Below are 25,550 nucleotides of genomic sequence, written 5' to 3'. Positions count from 1 at the left end.
GGCAGGCAGCTATGGCCTTCCATTGCCCATTGTAGGAACTTAACAAGTAGGAAATATTAAGGGATGGTTAAAATTTTGTGACAATTTACCGTCTGCCCATTTAAAAAGCGGGATATACCCTGTCCATTTTGAAATCTGTAGTTTAACTTAAGGGCGTTGCAGGTTAATCCTGGACTGTCCATTGAAACTACGGCTTTCAATATGGACGGGGTTTATTAAGCTTTAACTGGGCGGGTAAAAGCACTAATCTGCCCCGAAGCCTTCGGCAAAAGCGCCGTGCCGGGCATCGTCGTCGGCATGGACATAGTAGGAAGTAGTGGCGATGTTGCTGTGGCCTAAATTATCGCGGATCATGGTCAGCGGGATGTTCCTGTCGACGGCGAGGGAACCGTGCGTGTGCCGTAGCCAGTGGGTGCTGGCTTGGCGCAGTTTTTCCGCCGTTTCGGGGTGTGCTGCCGCCAGATGGTCGGCGGCTAAGGTAAAGGCTTCTTTGACAATTTTATGGATTGCCAACGGGGTCAGGCAGTTACTGTCTGGGCCGCGTAAGGGTGGGATGAGTGGGCTGTCTGGGGCTGCGCGGCCTAAGGGGGTGCCGGTGAGTTGCCGATAAGTGTCGAGCATTAAGCTATATAATGATAAGGGTAGCGGGACTTCGCGCAGTTTTTGGCCTTTACCCAGTACGGTAAGCCAGTATTGGGTCTGACCTTGGCGTTGGCGGATTTCAATATCACCGAGGGTGACGTTGGCCAATTCATGTAGGCGCAGTCCGGTCGTGTAGGCCAATTGCACCAGCAGGCGGGTACGCAGCCATTTCAATTGTTCCGTACCGTCACTAAGGGCTTGGCTGCGGTCAAGGAAGCCGCTCAGCAACTGCCATTGTTCTTCAGTAAACGAGCGGTGGATGTCGAGGGGACGGTTGCTGTTGGGGTTTTTCAGTTTCGGTAAGGCCTGCAAAGGGTTATGCAGTAAATAATGTTGGTTGACTAAAAAGGTGAACAGGCTATTGAGGATAGTTTCGCTCAGGCGGCGGCTGCGCAACGATAGCGGGCCGGTGAAAGGCTTCCAAGCCCCGTGGCCTTTTTTTTGCGGTGCGCCGACCCACAAGTGGGCAGGTTGCGGGTCGGCTAAGAATAAGCGGTAGTCGCCCATATCGACCATGTCTAGTGACGATAAAGCTTTGTGTTTGACCAGTACCGTCCATAACAGTAAGCGTTCGGCCTCGCGCCGATAGCTGCGGTGGGTGTGGCTGTCCGGTGCCAGCCGTGCCAGCCAGCATTGTAGGGCTTGGTAATCGTCGCTGGCGGGGATGAACGGGCTGTGGGGCGAACGGTTATTGCCTGCGCTGCCGTCCATGGCTCCAGGGACGAGAAAGTGCGCCAAAGGCACAATGGCGGTTTGGTAGGCAATCACCGCCACGGGTGGTTTGGTTTTTACCAATAGCCCTAGGAAATGCCCCGCCAGTTCCGTCTCTATGGCTTTGGCGGTAACTGAGCCTAGGCCTGCGATGTCATCCCACCAGGTTTTGCCGACCGCTGCTTGATAGGCTTGTTGCCAATCGGCGACGGTCACGAGGTTGAGCGGGGCGAGTTTGTCCAACCAGCTATCGCGCAACCAGTAGGCCAAGGGCTGGGCGGTGTCCGGTACGATGTCCTCTGCTGCCTGCACTACATCTATCCGCCTTAAGGCCAGCGCTAGCGGCTCTGCGGGCAGCCCGCGTTCCAACCAGCCAGTTCCCCAAGCCATCTGGAGGCGGCGGGCTTTTAGGATGAGTCGGGTGCGGCATTCTTCTATGATGGGGGCGGGGGAGTCGCCGCCGCAAAAATCTGCTAAAGCTTCCATCGGCAAGCCGTGTAGCCAGCCGCGTAGCAAGGCCAATTCGTCTAGGTTTAATAAGGCTTGGGTCATAACGGTAGAATAGGGGATAGGGCATGTTAAGATTATGTGGTTTATCTCTGGGGATGTCCAGTTACAGCAGGCTTGGGAGATAATGAGAAACTGGCGCGACACTTTAAAAAGTCATCCCTATAACAAACAGTCGCTGTTTATTATGGGCGATAATGAAGATGACAGAAGAACATTAGAGACTCATGCGCATTCGGTTCCTAAAATGAACAATTACCCAGCCAAAAACGCCGTTTTTACTGGCAGTAACGGCAACAAATGGTGTCTGGTATGAACATAATACATGGTATGTGGCTACCTAAAGACACTCAAGACTTTGTCCAAAGCAAGGAGCAGGCTTCTTTGTATGAGGCGGTCGTTAAGGATGTGGTCAAGCAATTGGACGAGGCCGAAGGCATCCAACGCCAAGGATTGATGTTATCGACCTTGTTGAAGCTGAAACAAATCTGCAACCACCCCATGCAGTTTTTGCAGGACGGCAGTGCGTTTACGCCGGAGCGTTCGCATAAGCTGGAGCGTATCGGCGAAATGCTCGAAGAGGCGATGGCGGAGGGCGACAGTGTGCTGGTATTTACCCAGTTCACCGAAATAGGCGGGCAGTTAAACCGTTATTTGAGCCGTGAAAAGCACTATAAGACCTATTATCTGCATGGCGGTACCCAGCGTAGCAAGCGTGAGCAGATGGTTGCCGATTTCCAAAATCCCGACAACGGCCCGGCGGTGTTTATCCTGTCGCTGAAAGCGGGCGGGGTCGGTATCACTTTAACGCAAGCCAACCATGTCTTTCATTTTGACCGCTGGTGGAATCCGGCGGTGGAAAACCAAGCCACCGACCGGGCTTTCCGTATCGGCCAGCAAAAGAATGTCTTCGTACATAAGTTTGTTACCTTGGGGATATTGGAGGAACGTATTGACCAAATGATCAGCGATAAGCAAAAAATGGCCGAGAGTATTGTCGGTAATGATGAAAGCTGGTTGACAAAGCTCGACAATCAGGCGTTTAAGGAACTGATTGCTCTGAATAAACAAACAATTATGGAAGGCTAATATGAGCAGGCTGGCAAAAACTTGGTGGGGGCAACGTTTTATGGCGGCCCTGGAAGATTTTACCGATAGCGGACGCTTGCAGCGCGGGCGCTCTTACTCGACCGATAACTGCATTAAACACTGGTTACTACAGCAGGGTGGGGTGGATGCCAAGCTGCGCGGCAACATTAACCCGTATTTTGGCGTTTACAAGGAACCGACTTATAACGTCCATGTCGAAATGACGCATTTGACGGCGGCGCAATGGCAGGCGGTTATCCAACGTCTGACGCGCCGGGCGGATTTTATCGCTGAAAACATAGAAAGTGTCTTTGCCGATGTGGGTGTGCATTTGCTGCCGAACAGTTATCAAGATTTTAAGGTTTCCTGCAATTGCCCTGATTATGCCGTACCGTGTAAACACATTGCTGGGGTTTGTTACCGTTTGGCGGCGCAGTTCGACCAAGACCCATTTTTGTTATTTGCCATGCGCGGCTTGACCCCAGAGCAGTTGGCGCAGGCTTTAGCCGATTCGCCCTTGGGCAAGGTGCTGAGCGAGGCCAAAACGGGCGGGGCGGTTGAATTGCCGCCAGTGGACAGCTTTTACACCCGCCCTATCCCTATCAACTTGCCTGAAGCAATCAGCCTAACAGGTTTCTGGCAAGGCCAACAGCCTTTACCTAAAAGCGTAGAAGCCAGCCATGTAGCGATTATTCCTGCCATGCTGGTTAAGAAAGGCGGTGATTTCCCTGGCTTTTGGCAAAAACAAAGCTCCTTTGTTGAGGTTATGGAGGATTTTTATTTTAGGATGCGTAAAAACATTAAAACATTTTGAAGCGGCTATGACTGTATCGCCCTTATCGTGGAGTGCGGGCATCTTGCCCGCCATTACCGTCAATCTGCCTGAATGGAAGGGAAAGGGTCTACGTTATTTTAAGCCCGCTTTCTTATCAGAAAGCCAACAGGATTTTAGCAATGCGATTTTTTAAACGCGCTTACATCCGTTATGTGCTGCACCGCTATGCCATTAAGCATGAGATATGGGAGGCTGTTACCAGCAAACTGGTGTTGTTGGTCGGGCTGACGGCGGTTGAAAAAGCCCATCTGCGTGAGCTTAGCACCTTGTTGCTGCACGGTAAACGCATCTTTGGTGTCCAAGGCTTACTGCTCACCGAAGAGATGCGGGTGTTAGTGGCTGCTACGGCGTGTCTGCCGATCCTGCATTTAGGTATCAGCCTATTTGCCGAATGGACGGATATTGTCGTTTATCCGAGCGTATTTCGGGTGAGCCGGGATGAAACTGATGCGGCGGGGGTAGTCCATCATGAAGAGCGGGTATTAAGCGGCGAATCGTGGGGCCGTGGGCCGGTGATTGTCGCGTGGGATGAGGTTGAGCGCGATAGTGTCCAGGGCTTACCGGGGCATAATGTGATTATCCACGAAATTGCCCATAAGCTGGATATGCTGAACGGTACCGCTAATGGTATGCCGCCGCTGCATGTCACTATGCCCATCCCCGAATGGTCAACGACGCTCAGTGCCGCTTATGAGGAATTGAACCGACGGTTAAACCATCACCATCCGACCTGCGTGAACCCTTACGCGGCGACCAGCCCCGCCGAGTTTTTCGCGGTGTTTAGCGAGTATTTCTTTTGCGCCCCGGACATTTTGCATGGGCATTTTCACGGCGTTTATCGGCAACTGTGTTTGTATTATCGCCAAGACCCGTTTTTGAGGCTCAGTGCAGCATGATCCAGACTCCCTTATTAGCCGACAACCGCTTCGCCGAGCATTTATTGCAGCATACCCCAGTATCTACCTTCGTATTGGATGCTCAGCATCAGGTCATGATTTGGAATAAAGCCTGCGAGCAGTTGACCGAGCTGAAAGCGGAAACCATGGTCGGCACCAAGCAACATTGGCGCGGTTTTTACACGGAACCCCGACCGTGTCTGGCGGATTTGCTGTTGGACAGCACCTTGGGCAACATCAGCGACTTGTATGAGCAAGCCAGTGCTTTTAGTGCTGGCACGGATATTTGCCACACCGAAAATTGGTGTCTGATGCCGGATGGGCGGCGACTGTATCTGGTGATTGACGCAGGGGCGATCCGCAACGCGCAAGGCGAGGTGGTGGCGGTGGTGGAAACCCAGCGCGACCGTACCGAACAGCGGCTGATGATGCAGTCTTTGAGCGAAAGCGAACAACGGATTTCTACTATCCTCGGTTCGGCTATGGATGCGATTGTCACTATCGGCCCGCAGCAGACGATCACTTTGTTTAATGCGGCGGCGGCCAGAATCTTCCGCTGTGCCGCCGATTTTGCTATCGGCCAGCCGATTGAACGCTTTGTCGCCCCTGCTTGTTATCCCTTGTTCAAACAATTTATTGCTTTTGATAGCACCGCCGCAAAAAACCAGGCTTGGGTTCCCGAAGGCCTTAGTGCCCGTCGTGCGGATGGTGAGGAGTTTCCGATTGAGGCGACATTTTCGCCATTGGAAGCGGGCGGGCAAAAACTTTGTACGATCATTTTGCGGGATGTGAACGACCGTTATTTAGCGGAGGAAAAGTTGCAGCGTTTGCAGGAGGAAAAAGGTTATCTTCAGGAGGTCATTAACGATGACCATAATCCGGGCGATTTTGTCAGTGGTTCTAAAGAAATGCGGGCGGTCATGGCGCAGGTGCGCAGGGTGGCGCGTACCGATACCCCTGTGCTGTTGTTGGGTGAAACGGGGACAGGCAAAGAATTGTTGGCCCGCGCTGTGCATGAGTCCAGCGACCGTAGCGCAGCGATTTTAGTTAAGGTCAATTGCGCGGCTTTGCCTGCCGACTTGCTTGAAAGCGAGTTGTTTGGCCATGAGAAAGGCGCGTTTACCGGGGCTATCCAACAGCGTAAAGGCCGTTTCGAGCTGGCTGACAAGGGCAGTTTATTTCTTGATGAGCTGGGGGAGTTGTCTTTGTCGGCGCAGGCAAAATTGTTGCGTGTGTTGCAGGAGCAGGAGTTTGAGCGGGTGGGCGGCAGTGAAACGCTAAAAGTGGATGTGCGCGTGATAGCCGCCACCCACCGCAATCTGGCCGAGGAGGTGGCGGCGGGGCGGTTTCGCGCCGACTTGTACTATCGCCTGAATGTCTTCCCTATCGACGTACCGCCCTTACGGCAGCGGCTGGTGGATATTCCGCTATTGGCGCGTTTCTTTTTGGGCAAATACGCTAAGAAATTCGCTAAGCCATTGACCGACATTGACCCAGCGGGTTTGGAGCAGTTACGCCAGTATCAGTGGCCCGGCAATGTCCGCGAATTACAGAATGTTATCGAGCGGGCGGTCATCTTGTCGTCGGGGCCGTGGCTGGAGATAGCTCCGTTGGTATCGCCGCGCGTCCACGCAAGTGCCCTAGTCCAGCCATTACGCACCTTGGAAGCGGTCGAACGCGAACATATTCTGCGTACTTTGGCGGCAACGGATTGGGTGATTTCGGGCAGCAAAGGCGCGGCGGCAATCTTGGCGATGAATCCGAATACCTTGCGCTCACGGATGCAAAAGCTCGGTATTGTGAAGAGCCACGGTTAAATTAAGTCATTAGTGAAATCACGATATTTCGTTATTTTACGATATTTAGTATTTTTCAATATATCCCTTCTCTTTCCTTCTTAAATTTATTTTTATAGTCATTTGATTATATTGATTTTATTTGTATTTTTGTGTGTCGGCATAGGCTTTGCATTTGACTAGGTAACTTCGCTTAAAAAGATGCCTAAGTCATGACCCAAAACACTGATAAAACCGCTCGTGCCGCTTGGGCGACCTTAACCCACGATAGCCTTAACACGGCTCAAGCAGGTAAAAGCCCATTGATTGGGGTGTCGTTTTTCTTTCTTAACCTTGGCCTGTTGCTAGGCAATATTCTCGTGCTGTTCAATACGGGCGCGTTTGCCTCCGTCAGCCTCCATGCTACAGGAGATTTGGGGGTCAGCCCTAGCCACGCAAGCTGGATGCAAACTTATTATTTCGTTAGCTTAGCTCTGGCCTTGCCGGTCAGTTCTTGGCTGGCGGCGACGGTCGGCGAAGTCAGGTTATATATTTTGGCCATGGTCGGCATGGTCTTGGCTTCGTTGCTGTGCGCCGTCACCGGGGATGTGTTTTGGTTTTTGGAGGGCAGGGCGTTGCAGGGTTTTTTTGGTGGCTTGACCATTCCTTTATCGCAAACCCTGTTGATGCGCGAATATCCTGAATCCGCCAAAGCCTTTGCGGTGTCGCTTTGGAGTATTGCCGCGCTTAGCCCGTTTACCTTAGGCCCCGCCGCTGGCGGTTGGATCGCCGACCATTTGGGCTGGCGATGGTTGTTTTATTTGAATATCCCACTGCCGTTATTGGCGGCGGCACTGGCGTGGGCATTGCTGTCTGACCGCCAGGTACCGTTACGCAAGCTGCCGTTTGATGGTGTGGGTTTGCTGTTATTGGCCGCCGCATTACTGTGTTTGCAGACCGTGCTAAACCAAGGCCAGGATGCGGATTGGTTTAATTCGCCACGCCTGATCGGGATATTATTGGTGGGATTGCTGATGCTGGCTTATTTTGTGGTTTGGGAATTGGCAGAACCTGTGCCGTTGCTGGACTTGCGCCTGTTAGCCAGCCGCAACTTCGTCATCGGGAGCCTGATGCTGAGCATCGGCTTTATGGTGATGTACGGCCTGTTGTCGGTATTGCTGGTGCGTTTGCAAGTGATTGCCGGGTATACCTCTTTTTTGGCGGGCAGCGTATTGTTGCCGTTGGTGTTTTTAGCAAAGCCGATGGCGAGCATCATGCACCGTATCGTCCACCGTTTCGATGCCCGGCTGTTGGCGTGTATCAATATGCTGGCTTTTGCCGGGTATTGCTGGTGGACAAGCCGCTACGATTTTTTTGGCCGTGGCGGTTTTTTTAGCCAGCCCTTGTGGTCGCAAATCCTGGAAGGTTTTTGCTTAGGCGGGTTGTTTGTGCCGTTGACGGCTGTGTTTTTATCGGATCTGCCGCCGCAACGCCAGACTCAAGCCGTAGAGTTGGGTGGCATGTTACGCGTACTGGGCGGCAGTGCGGCATCGCCGCTGTTTGGTGTGTTTTGGGAGCGACGGAGTGCCTTTCATCAAAGCCGTTTAATTGACAGCCTTTCCTTGCACGATAGCGGGTCAATGGCGCTTCTGGCGCGTTTAGACCAAGCCGGCCTGCATGGTCAGATAGCTACCGCTAAATTGGTGGCATTGGCCGGGCAACATGCGGCAGTGCTGGGTTTGGATGATACGTTTAGGTTATCGGCGTGGCTGTTTTTGGGCTTGGCGGGGTTGGTTTGGTTGGCCGTTCCGGTGCAACCGAAACCGCAGCTGAGCCGTAAGGAAGACCAGCGCCAGACCGAGTTAGAAGATTTGATGGAGGAACCCTAGCCATGAAGGTGTTGAAGAACCTGTTGCTTTTGTTGGTCAGTGTGCCGTTATTGACAGCGTGCGCATTATTGCCCAAAGCAACTAGTCGCGCTAAGTTGCTGGCTATGCCCAGCGTCAGCTCTAGTTTAGGTGGTGATGCCCAAGCCGAGCAAATTGTTCGGGCATGGCCTAAGGCGCAATGGTGGCTGGTGTTACACAATGCCGAGCTAAACCGTTTGCTCACCGAGGCTTTACAACATAATCCCAGCCTGCACGCGGCGACCGCCCGTGTCGCTCAGGCCGAAGCCCTGAGTGATTCTCAGGCAGCAGAGTTACTGCCTAGCGTTAATGCTAACGTTGATCTGCATCAACGGCAGTTTTCAGGTACGGATTTTTACGGCCCGAATGGTGGCAAAGTTTTTACTGGTGCCTACATCGACCCTATTGTATTCCGTTACCACATTGATTTATGGGGTAAGGATAAGGCCACGTTGGAAGCCATGTTAGGTAAAGAACACGCTCAGGCGGCGGAACTGGCCATGGCGCGTCTGCTGTTAAGCACGGCCATCACCCGCACTTATATCCGGTTGTGCGCGGCACAAGAAGACCTTGATTTGTACCATGAGCTGACCGGGCAAGCCGAAGGGCAACAGCAATTGGCGCAAGTGCGTTGGCAACGTGGGCTGACTAGCCAAGATCCCGTATATGCCAGTGGGCAGCAAGTGGAGGCGGCGCGGCAACAGGAGGCCAGTATCCGCAACCAAGCCCACATACTGCGTCATCGGCTTGCGGGGCTGGCCGGACAAGGCCCGGATTGGGGGGAGGGCATCCACCCGGAAATCGGCGCGATAGCGGGCACACTGCCGCCGCCCGATGCGGTGGCGTTGGGGTTGTTGGTGCATCGCCCGGATGTGGCGGCGGCCCTTTGGCAAGTGCAGGCGGCGGCTAAGCTGATTAAAGTGGCGCAGACCCGTTTCTACCCTGACATTAATTTAGTCGGTTTTGCCGGTTTGCGTAGCCTTAACCTGAAAGATTTGTTTTTATCCAATGGTGCCAGTGTAGCCTATGGCGTAGGGCCGACCTTGAGCCTGCCGATTTTTGAAGGCGGACGCTTGGCGGCGGCGTTAAAAAACCAGCAGGCCGCTTACGATATTGCCGCCGAAACCTACAACGGCACGCTGTTGGCGGCGGTGCAGCAAGTCGCCGATAGCGTGTCCGAATGGCGGCAAACCGTCGCCCACGACGCTTCCCAAGCACGCGCCTTAGAGGCGGCAAAGCAGGCAGCACAATTGGCCGACCAACGTTATCAGGCGGGACTTAGCCCCCGTGATGGCGTGCTTGTCGCTGAATCGGCATTGCTCCAGCAACGGTTGCTCAGTAGCGAACGCCGCGCCGCCCATTTGCTGGCGGCAGTCGGATTGATAGAAGCCCTGGGCGGCGGCTATCAAATGCCCACCCCTTAATGTCAGGTAGGAGTAAACGACCATGACGGATTTAGATGATAAACAAGCCCCCAAACCTCAGCGCCACTTTAGTGTCCCGCAACGCCAACAGCATCGCCGCTGGCGGCTGTGGTTAGTCACACTAGTCGGGTTGTTGGTCGGCTTGGGCTACGGGCTGTATGCGCGGCAGGTCGGCAGTGCTGGTGTTGAGACTAACGATGCGTATATTGCTGGCAACATTGTGCCGCTCAAGGCGCAAACCAGCGGTACAGTAGTTGATGTGCGTACCGATAACACCCAGTATGTCCGCCAAGGCGATGTGCTGGTGCGTCTTGACGGCTTGCAAACCCAAGTTGCCTTGGAGCGGGCCGAAGCGAATTTGGCGGACAGGGTGCGCCAGATTGAAACCTTGTTCAACCATGCCGAGATGTTCCGGCAAAAACTGGCGGGCAAAGAGGCGGTACTGGGGCGTAGCCGGCATGATCTGGCGCGTTACCGTAGCGTCGCCCACGATGGTGCGGTTTCGGCGCAACAGCTTGAGGACAGCGAGTTCCTGATCCGCGAGCAAGAAGCGGATGTTCGGCAAATTGCGGCTGAATTGGCGGGTGCGAAGGCTTTGGTGCAGAACACGACGGTCGCCGATAATCCGACAGTTTTGCAGGCGATTGCCGAACTCAAACAAGCGTATTTGGATAATGTCCGGCAAGAGATTGTCGCGCCCTTGTCGGGTTTTGTCGCTAAGCGCAGTATCCAGCCGGGTGAGCAAGTGCGCCCTGATACGCCGTTATTGGCGATTGTGCCGTTGGATTATTTATGGGTAGAGGCTAATTTTCTCGAAAATGAGCTAGCTCATGTCCAGCCCGGCCAACCTGTGCAGATTAGCGTTGATTTATACGGTTCTGAGGTGGTGTATCACGGTGAGGTGCTGGGTTTGGAGGCGGGTACGGGCAGCGTGTTTGGGCTGTTGCCGCCGGATAATGCCACGGGCAACTATATCCATATTGTTGAGCGGGTGCCGGTGCGTATAAGTTTACAGGCCGAAGAGTTGCAAACCCACCCGTTGCGCCCAGGTTTGTCGGCGACCGTGCGTATTGATACCCGCCAGCCTGGTAAGCCTATCCCGCAGCCTTTGACGGGTTTGCCCGCCGCTTATAAGACTGAGGTTTATGACCATCAGTTGCAGGGGGCGGAGGCTTTGGTGAAGAAGATTATTGGGGAAAATCGGCAGGTGAGGAAGTTGGAGGGCTAGGGGGTATTTGTGGTTTTGTTAAGTGGAGTACAAAGGCCTTTAGTCTTTGCCGAGGGCTTTAACCTCGCGCCTAACCCAATATGTCAGGTTGGCCTGTCTGTCGGTCAATGAGTGACGGTTTTCGCCAATCAGAACGTTAAACCGCCCGACCTCTAAAGTCAGGTCAAATAGGGATTTGTAATTGTTGATATGCAGTTGGCGGATCATGCGCTAGGATTTTGGCTGTTGACAAGAATGGCTTTCATCATAACATAGCAAGAACGACAATAAACTAATCTGCGATGGCGTTAGCCTGCTACTTACTGAGCTTATGAACCCAACCCCAAATAACCAAACCCTAGCCCAACGTGACCTTGCGGTGTTGTGGCATCCGTGTACGCAAATGAAAGACCATGAGAATCTGCCGATGATTCCGATCAAGTCGGGGCAGGGGGTGTGGTTGGAGGATTTTGACGGTAAGCGTTATCTGGACGCGATCAGTTCGTGGTGGGTGAATTTGTTCGGTCATGCCAATCCGGCCATTAATGCGGCTTTAAAAGATCAGTTGGATACCTTAGAGCATGTGATTTTCGCGGGTTTTACCCATGAGACGGGCATTCATCTGGCCGAGCAGTTGGTGGCGGTGACTCCGGCGGGTTTGGAACGGTGTTTTTTTGCCGATAACGGTTCGGCGGCGGTGGAGGTGGCGTTAAAGATGAGCTTCCATTATTGGCGCAACAGCGGGCAAACCCAGAAGACTAAGTTCATTACCCTGGAGAACAGTTATCACGGCGAGACCTTGGGTGCGTTGGCGGTGGGCAATGTCGCGCTGTATAAGGAGACTTACGCGCCGCTGTTGATGGAAGTCATCACCGTGCCGGGGCCGGATTGTTATTTCCGCGAGGCGGGCGAGTCGTGGGCGGATTACTCTAGCCGCCGTTTTGCCTTGTTGGAGGTGACGTTACAGCAACATGCGGACAATGTCTGTGCGGTGATTGTCGAGCCTTTGGTGCAGTGCGCGGGTGGTATGCGCATGTATGATCCGGTGTATTTAAGTTTGTTGCGGGCGGCGTGCGACCGCTATGGGGTGCATTTGATCGCCGATGAAATTGCCGTGGGCTTTGGGCGGACGGGGACGTTATTTGCGTGTGAGCAAGCGGATATTAGCCCGGATTTTTTGTGTTTGTCTAAAGGTCTGACGGGGGGGTATTTGCCGTTGTCGGCGGTATTGACCACCGATAAGGTCTATCAGGCGTTTTATGCCGATTACAGTAAGTTGATGGCGTTTTTACATTCGCACAGTTACACGGGCAATGCTTTGGCGTGTCGGGCGGCGTTGGCGACGCTGGAGATTTTCCGGCAACAGGATGTTATCGGCCAAAATCGGCAACGGATTGCCGATTTGGCTAGGGTGACAGCGCGTTTTAATGATCATCCGCAGGTTGCCGAAGTGCGCCAGACGGGTATGATTGTGGCGATAGAGTTGGTTAAAAACAAAGTCACCCGTGAGCCATTTCCGTGGCAGGAGCGGCGCGGGCTTAGGGTGTATCAGTATGCGTTAACGAAGGGGGTGTTGTTGCGGCCTTTGGGGAATGTCATTTATTTTATGCCGCCTTATGTCATTACCGCCGCCGAACTGGAATTGCTCGCGGAGGTGGCTTGGCAGGGAATAGCTTATGCCATTAAGGGCTAGCCCACGCGGTTATACGCATTTTCTAATGCACCATTACGGTTTTCCTGCCAAAATACCGATATTTTGAGTGGGTCCCCTTGTGGGTACGGATAAGCGGGTTGGGAGCAACATGGCTGTTAACTATTTCTATAAGGCTGCGGCAGGTACCCTAGCCATAGCCGCAGCCATTGCGCTGTTTGTTTGGCTAAACTGGCGGCCCCAACCTGCTATGGAAGAGCAACGCACGGTGTTCTTACGCGCGGAAAAGTTTCTTGAGCAAGGCGATGATGCGGCGTTTTCGGCTTTGAGTGACAGTCTTGCCGATTATCCGTTGTATCCGCATTTACAATATGAATGGTTAAAAAAGCATTTGCAAAAAACCGATAAGGTCACGGAATTTTTGCAGCAGTATGATAAGACCCGTTACGCGCCGTTATTGCGCGGCAAATGGCTGGATTATCTGGCCAAGCATGAGCGGTGGCAGGAGTTTGCCGAATTCTATCAGGACACGGGCAATACCGCACGGGAATGTCTGTATTATTGGGCGGTGCATGAGACGGGCAATAAAGATAAGGCTTTGCTTGAAGCAAAGCGTTTATGGTTAAGCGGCACTAGCCAGCCGTCAGCCTGTGACCCTTTGTTCGCAGTGTTCATGCAATCGCCGGACTTTACCCAAGCCTTAGTATGGCAACGTTTTGAGTTAGCGGTGAATCAGGGCAACGCTTTGCTGGTCGAATATTTGCGGCGCTTGCTGGATAAGTCTGAGCAAAAAACCGCCGAACTGTGGTTGCAAGTGTATAAAAAGCCGTATATGGTGAAGGATAGCGGCTTATGGGTCAGTAACGATGCCTTAACTAGCCGCATTTTTGCCGAAGGGGTCGCTAAATTGGCGGCGGTGGATATTGACGCGGCTATCGTGCTTTGGGATGGGCGCAAGCAATATCTGATGGTGGATAAGGAAGTGCTGGATAAGGTTGAAAGCAAGTTGGCGATGGTTTTGTATCTGCATAGGGATAGCCGCGCTTACCGCCGTTTGCAACAAATCCGCCAACCCGATGAAAAAATCCGCGAAGCCAGGATTAGGGCGGCGTTGTGGGAGCAGGATTGGCAGCATGTCCGTGATGCGCTGGCGGCGTTGCCTTGGGCAGTGTTGCAGGAACCCGCTTGGCAATATTGGCGGGCGCGGATGTTGGCGGCGACCGGGCAAGGGCAGGAAGCGCAAGCGGTTTACTTAAAATTATCGGCGCAACGCAATTTTTATGGATTTTTAGCCACAGATATTCTGGGTAACGGCTATACTATGGGGGATAGTCCCGTTGTGGTCGCCGAAGGGCAATTTGCCAGTTTATTGGCGCAGCCGGAATTTAAGGCCGTACAAGAATGGCGGACGATGCGGCGCGAGGCAGAGGCGCAGCGGCAATGGCGGTTTGCGGCCGAGGGTCTGGATCAAGAGCGGCTTAGGATTGCCGCTAAACAGGCGGAGCAATGGCAATGGCGGCAAATTGCCATTATGACCTTGGTCAAGGCCGATTATTGGGACGATTTGGCCTTGCGCTTCCCCTTGCTGTATGTGCCGGAAGTGCGGGCTAATGCCCAGCAGCGGGGCTTGGATCCGGCGGTGGTGTTCGCGCTGATGCGCCAAGAAAGTATGCTCGACAGCCAAGCCCTATCGCCGGTCGGTGCGAAAGGCCTGATGCAGATGATGCCCGATACTGGCGCGGAGATGGCGGCTAAGCTGGGTGAAACATGGCAGGGTGAGGCGCAGTTGTTTAAGCCTGAGGTGAATATCCGTTATGGCAGTTATTATTATGCCGAACTGTTACGGCGTTTTAACGGCCATTTTGCTTTGGCGACGGCGGCTTATAATGCAGGCCCCGGACGGGTGGCGAAATGGTTGCCGAATCGGCAGATGTCTGCCGATATGTGGGTTGAGACCATCCCGTATAAAGAAACCCGCAAATATGTGACATCGGTGTTGTCTTACGCGATTATTTATCAGTACCGTTTGCAGACTAATGGTCTGAAATTGCAAAATATGTTGGCGGAACTGTCTGGCAATTAAAATTTGAGCTGATTTTTCTTGAGCTATGTTAGATAATATACGGTTCCATAATAAGAATAATCATCATTAGAGGCATAAGGTATAAAAATGGGGAAACAGCATAGTTTTACGCGCGAAGAATTGTTGATGTCGGGACGGGGGGAATTATATGGCCCCAAAAACGCGCAATTACCTCTACCTAATATGCTGATGATGGATCGGATTACGTTGATCACCGATGAAGGCGGCTTATATGGCAAGGGCGAGATGATCGCGGAATTGGATATAACCCCTGATTTATGGTTTTTTGCCTGCCATTTTCAAGGCGACCCGGTTATGCCGGGCTGTTTGGGCTTGGATGCCATGTGGCAGTTGGTGGGTTTTTATTTGTGCTGGATGGGCGGTCCCGGCAAAGGTCGGGCACTGGGGGTCGGTGAGGTGAAGTTTACCGGGCAAGTGTTGCCGACGGCGAAAAAAGTGACTTATCGGGTCAGTTTAAAACGTCTTATTATGCGCAAGTTAGTGATGGGCATCGCCGATGCGACCATGGAAGTTGACGGCAAGAAAATTTATGAGGCGACCGATTTACGGGTCGGCTTGTTTACATCTACAGAAGATTTCTAGAGGCTATAACAATGAGAAGAGTCGTGGTAACTGGTTTGGGAATTGTTTCCAGTATCGGCAACACCCCAACTGAGGTTATCGGTTCCCTGCGGGAAGGCCGTTCTGGAATCGTATTTGCGGACGTTTATAAGGAATTGGGCTTCAGAAGCCAAATTCATGGGGCGATTAACATTGATTTAGATGCGTTTATCGACCGTAAAATTAAGCGTTTTATGGGTGACGGTGCGGCGTTTAACTATATCGCCATGCAGCAAGCCATTGCCGATTCCGGTTTGGAAGAAACGGAAGTGTCCAACTACCGGACGGGTTTGGTGATGGGTTCCGGTGGTCCGTCCACCTCTAATCTGGTTGAGGCCGCCGATATTCTGCGCAGCAAAGGCGTGAAAAAAGTCGGGCCTTATATGGTGCCTAGAGCCATGTCTAGCACCAACACCGCGTGTTTGGCAACGCCTTATAAAATTAAAGGGGTTAATTACTCTATCACCTCCGCGTGTGCGACCAGTGCGCATTGTATCGGCCATGCCATGGAGCTTATCCAAATGGGCAAGCAAGATGTGGTGTTTGCGGGCGGCGGTGAAGAAGTGCATTGGACGATGTCGGTGTTGTTTGATGCAATGGGCGCGATGTCCGGCAAATATAACGACACGCCGACCACGGCCTCCAGACCTTACGACCAGACCCGTGACGGCTTTGTCATTTCCGGCGGTGGCGGCGTATTGGTGCTTGAAGAGTTGGAGCATGCCAAGGCACGGGGTGCGAAAATCTATGCCGAATTGACGGGCTATGGCGCGACCTCCGACGGTTACGACATGGTACAGCCTTCGGGTGAAGGGGCGGTGCGCTGTATGCAGCAAGCGATGGCGACCGTACATAATAAGATTGACTATATCAATGCGCATGGCACCAGTACGCCCGTAGGTGATACCAAAGAACTGGGTGCGTTACGCACTGTGTTCGACGGTGCAGACATGCCTTGGGTCAGTTCCACCAAATCCTTGACGGGCCATGCCTTAGGTGCGGCGGGTGTCAACGAGGCGATTTACTCGTTGCTGATGATGCAGGAGAATTTCCTGAGCGCGTCCGCCAATATCAGTCAGTTGGATCCGGCGGCTGAGGGCATCCCTATTGTGCTTGAGCGTCAGGATAATGTGACCCTAAATACCATTATGTCCAATAGTTTCGGTTTTGGTGGCACTAACGCCACGCTGATTTTTGAACGTTTTAACGGCTAGCCTAGATGCTACCCGGCTAGGCGTTACCGCCTAGCCGGGTAGCCGCCAAGAACCCCTTTCGCAGTTTATCCCCCTAACTTTTATTTTCTGACCATGTCAGACGACTTTTCGCAAAAATCCAGAACCCAGTTTAATAAATTACAGAAACGTTTGCGGCATTATGTCGGCGATGCCATTGCCGACTATAAGATGATCGAAAACGGTGATAAGGTCATGGTGTGCCTGTCCGGCGGTAAAGATTCTTATACCTTGTTGGACATTCTGCTTAATTTGCAGAAAACCGCCCCGGTTGACTTTGAAGTGATTGCCGTTAACCTCGACCAAAAACAGCCGGGATTTCCTGAGCATGTTCTGCCTGAGTATCTGCAAGCACTGGGTGTGCCTTACCATATCATTGAGAAAGACACTTATAGCGTCGTTAAGCGCGTCATCCCCGAAGGCCAGACCACTTGCGGCTTATGTTCGCGTTTGCGGCGCGGTACGTTATACGGTTATGCCGAAGCGAACGGGGTGACAAAAATTGCCTTAGGCCATCATCGTGACGATATTTTGGAGACTTTTTTCCTGAATATTTTCTATGGCGGCAAACTTAAGGCCATGCCGCCTAAGTTGTTGAGCGACGATAAGAAAAATATTGTTATCAGGCCCTTGGCGTATTGCCGTGAAAAGGATATTGAACGCTATAGCGCGTTTAGGAAGTATCCGATTATTCCTTGTAACTTGTGCGGCTCGCAAGAGAACTTGCAGCGCAAAGCCATGAAGGTGATGCTAAAAGGCTGGGACAAGCAGTTTCCCGGACGCTTGGAGACCATCTTCACCAGCTTGCAAAACGTCGCCCCCTCACAATTGGCCGATCCTAGGCTATTTAATTTTATGGACTTGAAGTTAGGGCGTGAAGCCGTGTCGGAAGAAGCTATGGACGAGTTGGATAGTGGCTTGGGCGTATTGGCGCAATAGGTTTAGGGTGCGGGCATGAGATCTGCAAACAGGCTCAGAATGACGTAGCCGTTGTAGTCGACTTTTCTAAACCCCGTCCTCAGGCTTGTATTTAAGCGGTTATCGCCGCTCTTCCTCAGTATCCCCAGCCAAGCCCCTTTGAAGAGGCTTGGCTGGATTATCAAAAGATTGCATTTTCTCGCACATATTTTACCTCCCTACTATTTAAAAGTCGTTTTTTTCGCCATCTTGTGGTAATTTTTCACTGTCTGAGGCGGGCTGTGTTGCCCCGGACTGAATCAATTGCCACTTTTCCATTCGAGATAATTTCTTAATCATGCTTTCGCGGCGGCTGGCGGAACTGCGGTTATGGTTATGTTCAACATACAGCAGTTGCTTGGGATGCCGTCCCCGAAAATATTTCGCACCTTGCCGGTTGGCGTGTTGCGTAAAGCGTCTGGGTACATCGGTTGTAATGCCTGTATAAAGCGAATCATCACTACATAAAATAATATAAACAGACCAATTCATAGCTATGGATAGGTGGGGGAAATCATGTCGGAAATAATAACAGATAAGCCTATGCTAGGCTGGCGGGAATGGGTGGCTTTGCCTGAGCTGAACATTATGCAGATTAAAGCCAAAATTGATACGGGGGCCAGGTCGTCGGCTTTACATGCGTTTACCATTGAACCGTATCTTAAGGATGGGGCACCGTGGGTGATGTTTGCCATTCATCCGCGCCAAAAAAATACCGAGCTTGCCATAGAATGCCACGCACCGGTTAAGGACAGGCGGATGGTATCGGATTCGGGTGGCCATAAGCAGCGCCGTTATGTGATCGACACGCAGTTGATTATAGGCACGTCAGTCATCACGGCTGAAATGACCTTGACCAACCGTGACAGTATGCTGTTTCGGATGCTCATAGGCCGCACGGCAATGGCCGCGCACTTTCAAGTCGCCCCTGGCGCGTCTTATTTGCAAGGCAAGCCCCGCTCGGAATAGGCTAATGGCGGTGGGTATGCCGCCATAGCCCACCGCTTTAAATCCTTAAAAGAAGCGCTGGTTAAGCAAGAAATGTATGCCGATACTGCCAAAATAGCCGACTAAAATCACCGGCATCCATTTTAAATGGCTGCTAAAGGTATACAGGCCTTTGGCTTGTCCCATCAACCCTACGCCCGCCGCCGAACCAATCGCCAGCAAACTGCCGCCAACCCCGGCGGTTAAGGTCACTAACAACCATTGACCTTGGGAAATGTCGGGGTGCATGGTCAGTACGGCATACATAATTGTGCCGTTATCAATAAACGCCGAGAAAATGCCGACCAGGATATTGGCGACGGTCGGGTCGATTTGGTCGTATAAAAAGTTTGACGCGAAGCCCAGATAGCCGATAAAGCTTAAACCGGCGACGCTCATCATTACGCCATAGAAAAACAACAGGGTATCCCATTCTAAGTGGGCGACTTTTTCAAAGACATCAAAATCTTGCTTTTTAATTAAATCGGGCGGCATGTCGATGTCATCGGCATTGAGCAATGCCGTTTGCCCCGGGGTTTTTTGCAGGTAGTAGCTGAAAAATTTCAGGTAAGTCAAGCCCATTAACATGCCCGCTGCCGGCGGCAGATGCAGGAAGTTTTCAAAGCACACCGCTGTGATGATGGTCAGTAAAAACAGCACGATCATAGTAATGCCGCCGCGCTTCATTTGTGGTTCTTCAATGGCGGCGGCGGGTTGTTCTTTGGGGACCCAAAAGTGCATCAACGCCGCTGGTAAGGCAAAATTCACCATAGCAGGCACTAATAATGAATAGAAGCTGCCGAACGGTACGACCCCTTTTTGCCAGACCAACAGCGTGGTAATGTCGCCAAAAGGACTAAACGAGCCGCCCGCATTGGTGGCGACGACGATATTGACACAGGCGATGCTGACAAAGCGTTTATTGCTTTTGCCCATTGCCAAGACAACCGCGCCCATCAACAGTGCTGTGGTCAGGTTGTTGCATACCGAGGATAAAAAGAACGACATCCAGCCGGTGATCCAGAACAGTTGCCGATAGCTAAAGCTTTTGCTTAACAGCCAGATCCGTAGGTTTTCAAAAATGCCCCGGTCTTCCATGGCATTAAGATAGGCCATAGACACCATGATGAACAAAAACAGTTCGGCAAAGCCTTCTAGGGCGGTACGGAAAGCCTGTCCAGATAACGCGCTCATCCCGTCGGCGACGTAAATGACGGAAATAAACGCCCAAATTAAGCTGGCGGCGAGTACCATCGGTTTGGATTTGCGCAGTTCCGTGACTTCTTCGAGCATTGCCAGCACATAGGCGAAAGCAAAAATGGCAATAGCAAGATAACCGACCCAGTGTCCGGTAAGGTTGAGCGGCGTTAAGGCCGCACTGCCCGCTTCATCGGCTAAGGCAAAAGCCGGGTAGCCGACGATGACGAGGCAAGATAACAGGATTTGGAGAAAACGTCTGACCATACAAGTTTAAAAATAAGCTAATGAATGAGGCACACTTTACTGCAATAAGCGGGGTACTGCTAGCAAAAATGCAGGGAAATCAACTTCTGCAAGGCATTTTGCAAAAGTTTGGCCGTCTGGGCAAGGTGGGGTTTAAAGGGTAGGGAGTGTTGTTTCTCCCTACCTGATGGACGGACAAAGCGGCGTTATTTCACAAAACAGCTTTTTTCCGCTAATGCTTCGGCTTCTTTCAGTTGGGCGCGTAAGTCTTTAGATTGTTTAGGATCACGGAATACCCCGCCGCTTTCGCCGGGTGTGCCTTTCAGATAGCTAAAGGTCTTTGCCGATTCATAATCGCTGAAACTGAGTTTTTCGGCAATTTTGTCGATTTTGCAGCCACAGGCGTACTGGTTGATGTAGCTTAAGCCGCCATGTTGGGCGACACAGTTGAGGACATACTCGACACGGTCACGGGTAGGGAAGTCGTTAATGCGAACCGTCTCCGTAGCGGCGGCGGGGGCTGGTTCAGGTGTCGTCGAGCAAGCCGAGGTTACGGCGATCAAGGCGAGGGTGACAATAAACGATAGGGGTGATGCTTTCATGGATAATGCCTGACAGAATAAAAGGCCCCTACACGGGGCGGTAAAGTAAGGGCTGGAGATAAAATAAACGGAAGACTGTTCAGGTTTCTTAAAGACCGGAAGGCCAGACTGGTCAATGCCGAATTATTTTATGCCCCTGCCTAAGGATTAAGCCCCTTTAGGCTATAGGGGCATTTTAACTGAAATCCGTTCAGGATTCTCAGGTGAGATGGCAATAAGCCTATACTTGGCAGGCAACGTTAACGGTACAAAGTGCGGCGACGTTATTATTAATAAGGCTTTATGAGGATATAACCGATTTTTATGAAAAATAAAGACGCGATAACCGGTGTGATTCTGGCAGGTGGCTTGGCTAGGCGTATGGGGCATCAGGATAAGGGCTTGATCCTTTTTCAGGGGCAACCTTTAGTCAGTTATGCGATTACCGCTATGCGTCCGGTGGTGACGGAATTGCTGATTAATGCTAACCGTAATATTGAAGCCTATCAGCAATTTGGCTGGCCTGTCATCAGCGATCAGACCGACAGTTTTGATGGCCCTTTAGCAGGTATCCTGACGGCGATGCTGCACAGCCAGGCGGATACGCTGTTGGTTATGCCTTGCGACGCGCCGTTGATGCAGGCCGGACACTTGCAAAGGCTGGTGGATTGCCGCCGTGCGCAAAATGCCGATGTGGCGGTGGCGGTTGAAGGGGGGCGTTGGCATCCGGTGTTTTTGGCGGTTAATACCGCATTAAAAACGGATTTGCAAGCGTATTTGGCCAGCGGGCAACGGAAAGTGGAGACTTGGTTGGCGCAATACGCCACGGTGACAGTGGATTTTGGCGCTCAGCCAGAGCTGTTCAGCAATGTGAATACTATGGCGGAGTTGGAGGGGTTGGAGCGGGTTAGGTGATAGGGTTTCATGCCGGACAGGTTGGTTCTGTCCGGCAATCAGCCCATTATAAACGGATATCGCTATTATCTAACGCCGTTATGCCGGTCAATTGGATAGCAAATTCTGCCGAGCTGTCAGTATTGGTGCTACCGTATAACACACCGTCTAAAAACATCAATTGTCCCGCCGCGCTAAAGCTGGTGGTGTTGTCTATAAATCCGCTAAACCCGTCGTTGGCGGTAGTGGCGGTATTGGCATCAAGCGTGGAAAGGTCAATTTTGTCCTGTCCGCGGACGAAGTCGGTGATGATGTCGGCATTGCCGCTAAGTGCGCCCATGTCGGATAAGGCGTTAAAATCAAAAATGTCTTTGCCGCCGCCACCCGTTAGGGTGTCTGCGCCCATTCCTCCCGTCAAGACATTAACTTTGGCATTCCCTGTCAGGGTGTCGTTATAGTCGCTGCCTGTTAAGCGTTCAATGCCGATTAAGGTATCTGAACCGGAACCTAGGGTATTTTGGGTGGAGGTTACGGCTAAACTAACGGTAACGGCACTGCTGGCGTAAAGATAAGAAGCCGTGTCGATGCCTAGGCCACCGTTAAGGACGTTGTCGCCCACCCCCGCATATAGCACATTATTCAGGCTGTTGCCGGTCAAGTTAGCCGCATCCGTGGCGTTCACCCGGCCATTTTCGATATTCGTCCCCAAAGTGTAAGCACTTAAATCGCTGTACACAATATCGATGCCCCCTGCTTTGGTAGCGTTGGTTTCAATGATGACATCGCGGCTATTGTCGGCCGTGTAGCGGTCGTTACCGTCGCCGCCTATCAGAGTATCGGCACCAAGCCCGCCATTGAGGATATTGCCTCCGGCATTACCCGTCAACGTGTCGTTATAGTCGCTTCCCAACAGGTTCTCGATAGAGATAAGGGTATCCAGGCCAGAGCCTAGGGTGTTTTGGCTACCCGTCACCGCTAAGTTGACCGTAACGGCACTGCCTGCATAAGTGTATAGGGCCGTATCAGAACCTTGACGGCCATCCAGGACATTATCACCCGCCCCTGCATACAGCAGGTTATCGAGGTTGTTACCCGTCAGGTTAGCCGTATCTGTGGACATGATCAAACCATTTTCCAGATTAGCCACTAACGTGTATGCCCCCAAGTAGCTATAGACCCGATCAATACCACCCATACTGGCATCGGCGTTGCTTTCGATGATAATATCACTGGCATTGTCGACAACGTAGAGGTCGGAGCCGTTGCCTCCCGTCATACTGTCAACACCCGTTCCACCGTTTAGGACATCATCGCCCAAGCCGCCTGTCAGGGTGTCATTACCCGCCCCGCCGTCTAGTTTATCGTCGCCGTCGCCGCCGGCAATTGAGTCGTTGCCGGCCCCGCCGTTTATTATGTCATTACCTAGACCGCCGTTGATGTTATAACCACCTGTGGCCGTCGCTGCGATATTGACGGTATCATCGCCTTCACCCGTAGCAATGGTGTTAATGGCGGCTGTGGTGGCCGCGTTAATCATATCCGCCCCTGCACCTGTTAGAATGGTCTGCACACCCGCTGTCGAATGTGCTTGCACTGTGACTGCGTGGGTGCTGGTACTGGTAATCGTCTGTGCGCCGCCAATAGACGTTGCCGTCACCGTGACCAGATGTGCGCCGCCGCCACTGCCATCCCCTAAGGTTTGGGCACCTGCCCCTGTGGTGATAGCCAGTACCGAGGTCAGGCCTGCGCCGTTGATGGTCAATGCCCCCGCGCCGGATTTTGCCGTCACGGTGGCAGGTCCTGTACCCATAGTGAGGGCTTGTGCGCCACCTGTAGTTACGGTGGTTAGGGTGGTGGTGCCAGTAAACGAACTCATATCCACCGTAATTGCACCCCCGCCCGAAGTCGTCTTTAAGACAACCCCTGCACCCGCAAAGGCCGCTTCAAAAAACGCCCCTGTGGTCAGGGTTTGCGCCCCAGGGCCGGTGGTGTTGATCACCACTTTTTCGATATGGCTGACATGGCTCCAATAACGGTCATCAGGAGTGATTGCGGCAGTGCCAATGGGGTTTATGCTTAAGGTGTCAAAACCCGCACCGCCGTTAAGGGTGTCAAGCAGCCCCCAGGTACCGGTTGCCCCGTCATTATAAGTCCCCTTAAAAGCGTCCTTGCCAAGACCGCCGACAAAATTGTCGGTATTGGTGGTTAAGGTATAAGTGGTCATAGGGCTTCTCCTTGGTTTAGGTTATTGTCCATCGCCAGTGCGGTTATACACACCAAAAATAGGGTTATTTGTACACATTCGGAATTAAGGCAAGCTCTATAAGTCTGCTGTGGGGTATTGAGGGTAGTAACAGCCATTATTCTCTCCTGATAAGGATTTAACGTGTATAGCGCGTTGCCCGTGAATACATGACTCATACAAGCACTATAAATCGTCTGTCCAGTATCCACTTTTTTTCAGGGGTATTCTGTGCGTTAGTCAACATAATGCGTTGGCCCTTTCGGAAGGTGAGGGTGTACGGCAGTCTGTAGTAAAAGACTTTTCGGGGTATCGGATAACTCCAAGTTAACCAAAAATTGTGGATAATGGACTTTAAGCTATAGGTTTCATGGTAGATGGAGGGCATTCGCCACAAAGAGAAGACTCTTTCGGGGCGAATGCCTTGTCAAGCTACGGGTTTTAGGTTGGGTAGCGTTTTACAGCAAGCCGTTACAATATGATGTCACTGATGGCCAGTGTGGTTACCCCTGTCAATTGGATGGCGAATTCTGCCGAGCTGTCATTATTGGTGTTGCCGTATAACACACCGTCCAAAAACATCAACTGCCCGGCTGCTGTGAAACTGGCCGTATTGTCGATAAATGAGGAGAAAGCATTATTGGCGACCGTGGCGGTATTGGCATCTAAGGTGGAGAGGTCGATTTTGTCTTGGCCGCTCACGAAGTCGGTGATGACATCAGTTGCGCCGCTAAGCGTACCCATCTCGGATAAGGCGTTGAAGTCAAAAATGTTATTGCCGCCACCGCCCGTCAGGGTATCAAACCCCGAACCCCCAAGCAATATATTGGCTCCCGCATCGCCCGTCAGCGTGTCGTTATAGTTGCTGCCCGTCAGGTTCTCAATGCCGATGAGGGTGTCCGAGCCGGAACCCAAGGTGTTTTGGCTGCCCGCCGCCGCCAAACTGACCGTGACGGCACTGGCGGCGTAAAGGTAAGAGACGGTGTCAACGCCCAAGCCGCCGTCAAGGACATTGTCGCCCGCGCCCGCATAGAGCAGGTTATCAAGGCTATTGCCCGTCATATTGGCCGCCCCCGCCGACAGCGTCCGACCGTTTTCCACATTGGCGGTTAGGGTATAGGCGTTAAGGTAGCTGAAAACCGTGTCGATGCCGCCCGTGCTGGCGGCGTTAGTTTCCGTGACCACATCACTGGCATTATCAACATAATAGTAGTCAGAGCCATTTCCACCCGCCATAGTGTCTGCTCCGCCGCTCCCGTTCAGGTCATTAGCCCCCGCGTTGCCCGTCAGCGTGTCGTTATAGTTGCTGCCATTCAATTTCTCAATGCCGATGAGGGTGTCCGAGCCGGAACCCAGGGTGTTTTGGCTGCCCGCCACCGCCAAACTGACCGTGACGGCACTGGCGGCGTAAAGGTAAGAGACGGTGTCAACGCCCAAGCCGCCGTCAAGGACATTGTCGCCCGCACCCGCATAAAGCAGGTTATTAAGGCTATTGCCCGTCATATTGGCCGCCCCCGACGACAGCAGTTGACCGTTCTCCACATTGGCGGTTAGGGTATAGGCGTTAAGGCTACTGTACACGGTGTCAATGCCGCCTGTGCTGGCGGCGTTGGTTTCTGTAACCACATCCCCGGCGTTATCGACAGTATAGCTGTCAGAACCGTCGCCCCCCACCAGAGTGTCCGCACCGAGCCCACCGCTCAAGGCATTAGCCCCCGCGTTGCCCGTCAGCGTGTCGTTATAGTTACCGCCATCGAGGTTTTCGATGCCGATAAGGGTGTCCGAGCCAGACCCCAGGGTGTTTTGGCTGCCCGCCACCGCCAAACTGACCGTGACGGCACTGGCGGCGTAAAGGTAAGAGACGGT

General features: G+C 52.4%; 24 protein-coding genes. 16 read left to right on the top strand and 8 right to left on the bottom strand.

Annotated elements, in window-relative coordinates:
* Positions 1-243 precede the first annotated feature (243 nt).
* Entirely contained in the window at positions 244-1,905 is a 1,662-nt protein-coding gene (locus AADEFJLK_RS03435) for a site-specific integrase (protein WP_103973299.1), read from the bottom strand.
* A 34-nt stretch (positions 1,906-1,939) separates the two neighbouring features.
* Between AADEFJLK_RS03435 and AADEFJLK_RS03430 the strand changes: the two genes are divergently transcribed.
* From AADEFJLK_RS03430 to AADEFJLK_RS03395, 9 genes are all read left to right on the top strand, one after another.
* Entirely contained in the window at positions 1,940-2,176 is a 237-nt protein-coding gene (locus AADEFJLK_RS03430) for a hypothetical protein (RefSeq protein ID WP_103973298.1), read from the top strand.
* Positions 2,173-2,949: a DEAD/DEAH box helicase gene (locus AADEFJLK_RS03425; protein WP_249027961.1), complete on the top strand. Its 777-nt coding sequence runs from the start codon at positions 2,173-2,175 to the stop codon at positions 2,947-2,949. Before AADEFJLK_RS03430 ends, AADEFJLK_RS03425 begins: the two co-directional genes overlap by 4 nt.
* A gap of 1 nt (position 2,950) precedes the next feature.
* A complete protein-coding gene (locus tag AADEFJLK_RS03420; RefSeq protein ID WP_103973297.1) occupies positions 2,951-3,763 on the top strand; it encodes an SWIM zinc finger family protein in 813 nt (270 codons plus the stop codon).
* Positions 3,764-3,770: 7 nt separating this feature from the next.
* Positions 3,771-3,917 (top strand): hypothetical protein, encoded by a 147-nt coding sequence (locus AADEFJLK_RS24345; protein WP_170065025.1) that lies wholly within the window; start codon positions 3,771-3,773, stop codon positions 3,915-3,917.
* Positions 3,904-4,680: a M90 family metallopeptidase gene (locus AADEFJLK_RS03415; RefSeq protein WP_103973296.1), complete on the top strand. Its 777-nt coding sequence runs from the start codon at positions 3,904-3,906 to the stop codon at positions 4,678-4,680. Before AADEFJLK_RS24345 ends, AADEFJLK_RS03415 begins: the two co-directional genes overlap by 14 nt.
* Positions 4,677-6,497 (top strand): sigma 54-interacting transcriptional regulator, encoded by a 1,821-nt coding sequence (locus AADEFJLK_RS03410; RefSeq protein WP_103973295.1) that lies wholly within the window; start codon positions 4,677-4,679, stop codon positions 6,495-6,497. The genes AADEFJLK_RS03415 and AADEFJLK_RS03410 overlap by 4 nt, the downstream gene beginning before the upstream one ends.
* Before the next feature lie 191 nt (positions 6,498-6,688).
* Entirely contained in the window at positions 6,689-8,344 is a 1,656-nt protein-coding gene (locus AADEFJLK_RS03405; protein WP_103973294.1) for a DHA2 family efflux MFS transporter permease subunit, read from the top strand.
* Between the two features lie 2 nt (positions 8,345-8,346).
* Positions 8,347-9,786: an efflux transporter outer membrane subunit gene (locus AADEFJLK_RS03400; protein WP_103973293.1), complete on the top strand. Its 1,440-nt coding sequence runs from the start codon at positions 8,347-8,349 to the stop codon at positions 9,784-9,786.
* A gap of 22 nt (positions 9,787-9,808) precedes the next feature.
* A complete protein-coding gene (locus AADEFJLK_RS03395) occupies positions 9,809-11,014 on the top strand; it encodes an HlyD/EmrA/EmrK family protein (protein ID WP_103973292.1) in 1,206 nt (401 codons plus the stop codon).
* A 39-nt stretch (positions 11,015-11,053) separates the two neighbouring features.
* Here the strand turns inward: AADEFJLK_RS03395 and AADEFJLK_RS24340 are convergent, their stop codons facing one another.
* Positions 11,054-11,221: a hypothetical protein gene (locus AADEFJLK_RS24340; protein WP_170065024.1), complete on the bottom strand. Its 168-nt coding sequence runs from the start codon at positions 11,219-11,221 to the stop codon at positions 11,054-11,056.
* 103 nt (positions 11,222-11,324) lie between these two features.
* Here AADEFJLK_RS24340 and AADEFJLK_RS03390 point away from each other — a divergent pair, with 103 nt between their 5' ends.
* From AADEFJLK_RS03390 to ttcA, 5 genes are all read left to right on the top strand, one after another.
* Positions 11,325-12,686, top strand: a complete 1,362-nt coding sequence (locus AADEFJLK_RS03390) for an adenosylmethionine--8-amino-7-oxononanoate transaminase (RefSeq protein ID WP_103973291.1) — start codon at positions 11,325-11,327, stop codon at positions 12,684-12,686.
* A gap of 109 nt (positions 12,687-12,795) precedes the next feature.
* The gene (locus AADEFJLK_RS03385) at positions 12,796-14,727 is read left to right on the top strand and encodes a transglycosylase SLT domain-containing protein (protein ID WP_249027960.1); all 1,932 of its coding nucleotides are present in this window, start codon (positions 12,796-12,798) and stop codon (positions 14,725-14,727) included.
* Between the two features lie 87 nt (positions 14,728-14,814).
* Positions 14,815-15,330 (top strand): 3-hydroxyacyl-[acyl-carrier-protein] dehydratase FabA, encoded by a 516-nt coding sequence (gene fabA, locus AADEFJLK_RS03380; RefSeq protein WP_088619712.1) that lies wholly within the window; start codon positions 14,815-14,817, stop codon positions 15,328-15,330.
* 11 nt (positions 15,331-15,341) lie between these two features.
* Positions 15,342-16,562: a beta-ketoacyl-ACP synthase I gene (gene fabB, locus AADEFJLK_RS03375; protein ID WP_088619711.1), complete on the top strand. Its 1,221-nt coding sequence runs from the start codon at positions 15,342-15,344 to the stop codon at positions 16,560-16,562.
* Between the two features lie 93 nt (positions 16,563-16,655).
* Positions 16,656-17,519 (top strand): tRNA 2-thiocytidine(32) synthetase TtcA, encoded by an 864-nt coding sequence (gene ttcA / locus AADEFJLK_RS03370; RefSeq protein WP_088619710.1) that lies wholly within the window; start codon positions 16,656-16,658, stop codon positions 17,517-17,519.
* A gap of 204 nt (positions 17,520-17,723) precedes the next feature.
* Here ttcA and AADEFJLK_RS03365 read toward each other — a convergent pair whose 3' ends face one another.
* Positions 17,724-18,029 (bottom strand): GIY-YIG nuclease family protein, encoded by a 306-nt coding sequence (locus AADEFJLK_RS03365; protein ID WP_088619709.1) that lies wholly within the window; start codon positions 18,027-18,029, stop codon positions 17,724-17,726.
* 24 nt (positions 18,030-18,053) lie between these two features.
* Here AADEFJLK_RS03365 and AADEFJLK_RS03360 point away from each other — a divergent pair, with 24 nt between their 5' ends.
* A complete protein-coding gene (locus tag AADEFJLK_RS03360) occupies positions 18,054-18,506 on the top strand; it encodes an ATP-dependent zinc protease family protein (protein ID WP_088619708.1) in 453 nt (150 codons plus the stop codon).
* A gap of 45 nt (positions 18,507-18,551) precedes the next feature.
* On the opposite strand, the gene nhaD is transcribed toward AADEFJLK_RS03360, so the two are convergent.
* Both nhaD and AADEFJLK_RS03350 read right to left on the bottom strand, forming a co-directional pair.
* Positions 18,552-19,988 (bottom strand): sodium:proton antiporter NhaD, encoded by a 1,437-nt coding sequence (gene nhaD / locus AADEFJLK_RS03355; protein WP_088619707.1) that lies wholly within the window; start codon positions 19,986-19,988, stop codon positions 18,552-18,554.
* A gap of 185 nt (positions 19,989-20,173) precedes the next feature.
* Positions 20,174-20,569, bottom strand: a complete 396-nt coding sequence (locus tag AADEFJLK_RS03350; protein WP_088619706.1) for a hypothetical protein — start codon at positions 20,567-20,569, stop codon at positions 20,174-20,176.
* A 303-nt stretch (positions 20,570-20,872) separates the two neighbouring features.
* Here AADEFJLK_RS03350 and mobA point away from each other — a divergent pair, with 303 nt between their 5' ends.
* Positions 20,873-21,463, top strand: coding sequence for a molybdenum cofactor guanylyltransferase MobA (gene mobA, locus AADEFJLK_RS03345; RefSeq protein ID WP_103973290.1), 591 nt, complete (start codon positions 20,873-20,875; stop codon positions 21,461-21,463).
* Positions 21,464-21,509: 46 nt separating this feature from the next.
* On the opposite strand, the gene AADEFJLK_RS03340 is transcribed toward mobA, so the two are convergent.
* From AADEFJLK_RS03340 to AADEFJLK_RS26035, 3 genes are all read right to left on the bottom strand, one after another.
* Positions 21,510-23,666, bottom strand: a complete 2,157-nt coding sequence (locus AADEFJLK_RS03340; RefSeq protein ID WP_103973289.1) for a calcium-binding protein — start codon at positions 23,664-23,666, stop codon at positions 21,510-21,512.
* Positions 23,663-23,803, bottom strand: a complete 141-nt coding sequence (locus AADEFJLK_RS24335) for a hypothetical protein (RefSeq protein ID WP_157679196.1) — start codon at positions 23,801-23,803, stop codon at positions 23,663-23,665. Before AADEFJLK_RS24335 ends, AADEFJLK_RS03340 begins: the two co-directional genes overlap by 4 nt.
* Positions 23,804-24,155: 352 nt before the next feature.
* Entirely contained in the window at positions 24,156-25,502 is a 1,347-nt protein-coding gene (locus AADEFJLK_RS26035; protein WP_170065023.1) for a M10 family metallopeptidase C-terminal domain-containing protein, read from the bottom strand.
* Between the last annotated feature and the right edge of the window lie 48 nt (positions 25,503-25,550).

This window comes from Methylovulum psychrotolerans (assembly GCF_002923755.1).
Taxonomy (GTDB): domain Bacteria; phylum Pseudomonadota; class Gammaproteobacteria; order Methylococcales; family Methylomonadaceae; genus Methylovulum; species Methylovulum psychrotolerans.
The sequence above is the reverse complement of the archived record's forward strand: the minus strand, read 5'-3'. Positions and strand labels throughout refer to the sequence as shown.